3 protein-coding genes are annotated in these 2,540 nt (G+C 64.8%); 1 reads left to right on the top strand and 2 read right to left on the bottom strand.

Annotation, left to right across the window (positions count from 1 at the left end):
* The coding region (locus tag GXH28_RS15960) for a DUF2442 domain-containing protein (protein ID WP_169239991.1) at positions 1–211 on the top strand (211 nt) is incomplete at its 5' end.
* Between the two features lie 43 nt (positions 212–254).
* On the opposite strand, the gene GXH28_RS16715 is transcribed toward GXH28_RS15960, so the two are convergent.
* Together GXH28_RS16715 and GXH28_RS16710 are read right to left on the bottom strand one after the other, a co-directional pair.
* A complete protein-coding gene (locus GXH28_RS16715; protein ID WP_169239990.1) occupies positions 255–1,037 on the bottom strand; it encodes an oligosaccharide flippase family protein in 783 nt (260 codons plus the stop codon).
* Positions 1,037–2,540 (bottom strand): oligosaccharide flippase family protein (locus GXH28_RS16710; protein ID WP_169239989.1); only part of this gene is annotated, 1,504 nt, incomplete at its 5' end. The genes GXH28_RS16715 and GXH28_RS16710, both read right to left, overlap by 1 nt.

Genomic DNA, 2,540 nt, shown 5'->3' with positions numbered 1-2,540 from the left:
GCGCACGATCAGCGTGCCCATTGTATGGTATCCGCGTCTGGCACACGGAACGCCCGAGGAGCGTGGCCACTTCCAAATTAGCGGTGCAGGTTATGGCATTCACTGGCCTGATCTCGACGAGGACATCGGCGTCGAGGGTTTGTTGTTAGGGAAGCGATCAACAGAAAGCCCTGCATCATTCAACCGATGGCTTCAGCAGCGCAAGAAGTAGCCAGGTTGTATCTCTGCATGCGCCGCGCCCTGCAACAGGGTGTTTACGCACGGCGCCTGACGAGCGGCCGCAAGATCTCGCGTTCTTGAGGAGCCAGGACGCCGGTCAGCCAGAGCACGGCGGCGTAGGCGGCTAAACCGAACAGCACGCCTGGGAGTGCGAGTCCACCGGCGGCCAAGAGCGCCGTCACGCCGGCCATCACGCCCGACGCGAGGAACGGCTTGGCCAGCACCTCGACCCAGTTCACCGGCGCGATGTACTGACGGACGAAGACGTAGAACGCCGCCCCCTCGACGATCTCGCTGAAGATGGTGGTGACTGCCGCAGCGACAAATGAGAACATCGGGATGAAGATCGCGTTGGTCACGACGTTGAACGTCAGTCCGATGATGAAGGCGCGCGTCAGCGCACGTTGTTGGCCGGCGGCGATCAGCGCGTAGTTCGTCACGCTGTTGATCCAGCCGATCGGCATGCTCCAGGCCATGATGGCCAGCGCGATCGCGCCGTTCGGCAAGAATTCGCGCCCGCCGAGCACGGCGATCATCGGCTCGGCCAGGAAGGCCGTGGCCACGGCCAGCGGCAGCGCCATCATCACCAGCAGCTTGAGCGCCAGCGTGTATGAGCGCGCCAGCGACCCGTCGCGCTGTAGCGCCATGCGCGACATGGCCGGGAACAGCGACTGGGTGAAGAAGGCCGGGATGATATTGAAGGCGTCAATGAACTTGTAGGCCGCGCTATACCAACCCACCGCCACCGGCCCTTTGATTGCCTGCAGCATCGGCACATCTACCTTGAAGAACAGCGTGGCCAGCAGGTGGTTCAGCATCAAGGGGAAAGACTCGCGCAGGATGGCCGACGATTGCTGACCGAGGACGGGCGACCGATCGGCGATCCGCAGTCGCAAGCCAACACGCGCCCGGCCAGTAAGAGCAGAAGGGCCAGCGTGATGACGTTGACGACGATGGACGTGATGCCCAGTCCGATCACGCCCCAGCCGAGCAACAGCAGCGTCGCGCCGATGATGGCTTTCAGCAGTGCGCTGACGATGGTGAGCGCGGCGGGGACTTCGGCCTTCTCGTAGGCGAAGAACACGGCGCTCAGGCCGGTGGATAGGCTGCCGGGAATCTGGCTGAGCGCGAGCAACAGGATGGCGATCTCCGCCTCGAAGGCCAGGTTGAACGCCGCTCGCCAGATCAGTACCAGCAACAGCACCACCGGCGCGACACCCAACGCCAGCAACATGCGCAGCCGGCTGGTTTGGAGCAGATAGGCTTGGGCGTTGGCGCGGTCGCGGGCCACTTCGCGGGTGAGGAAGGTGTTCAGGCCGAAGTTCATCACGATCTCGAACCAGCCGACGAGGACCACGGCGAAGTAGAAGTTGCCGGCGCCCTCCGGCCCCAGCACGCGCAGCATCAGCAGCGCGAAGGCGAAGTCAATCAGCCGCGCCGCGATGTTCAGGCCGGTCAGGATCAAGCTGTTGCGCGCCACCAGGCGCACGCCGGACGCGCGTGCCTCGCGCACGGCGTTGCGCCAGACATACACGCCGCCCAGGAAAAGCATCGCCGCCAGCGCGATGAACGTGGCGAACGCGCCGATGCGGAACGAGTCGGGTGAGTAGCGGAAGCGCACGGTGAAGGCCTGTGGGGAATCGGGAGTCGGGAATGGGCTTGGATTCACTACCGACGCTCCACTCCCGAGTAACACACCGCGAAAATTGCCGTTGACCTTGAACACCGGCACTTCGCGCTCGGCGTTATCCGGCGCGCCCAGCGGCCGGACAAAGGCGCGCCAGCCGGGAAAGTGACTGTCGGCCAGCACCAGCCAACTCGGCGCGCCGATCTGGGCGTCCACCCACACCTCGTTGTTGCGGTACGACGTGACGCTGGCCGGCGAGAACGAAGCCGGCGAGGGGTCGGCATCGCTTGGCGGCGCGCCCGGGGATGCCAGCGGCTGCGCCGCGCGCCATACATCGCGATCCACCAAAACGAACTTGCGCGGGTCGTAACGCTGAATCGCCTGGGCGAAGTCGTCGGCGACGACGGTGCTGCGGACCGGCAGGGTGAAGGCGCGCGGCATGGCCCGCTCGTTCCGGTAGATGCGCGTCGCGCCGTCGTCGTAGAAGAGCGAGAGGCCGGGCGTGCGGATCGTCTCTTCCGTCACCACATACTTCACGCCGAGCAGGTCCAGCAGCGGCGACTCCAGGCTCTGCGCATTCTTGATCGGCGCGATGCGGTTGTAGAGCAGCTCGCCCTGCGGCTCGATGGCCTGCATGAAGTCGGTGTATTGCTTGGGGATGATCGAGTCGTAGCCGCGGATGTCCTGAAAGTCG

The sequence above is a fragment of the Candidatus Roseilinea sp. NK_OTU-006 genome (assembly GCF_012931985.1).
In the GTDB taxonomy this organism is placed as follows: Bacteria; Chloroflexota; Anaerolineae; order J036; family Brachytrichaceae; genus JAAFGM01.
Note: the sequence above shows the minus strand (reverse complement) of the source record. Positions and strands in the feature narration are given on the sequence as shown.

Bases quoted from the DNA above. Each gene is read 5' to 3' on its own strand.
- GXH28_RS16715 (WP_169239990.1), bottom strand. From the start codon at position 1,037: ATGCTGAACCACCTGCTGGCCACGCTGTTCTTCAAGGTAGATGTGCCG.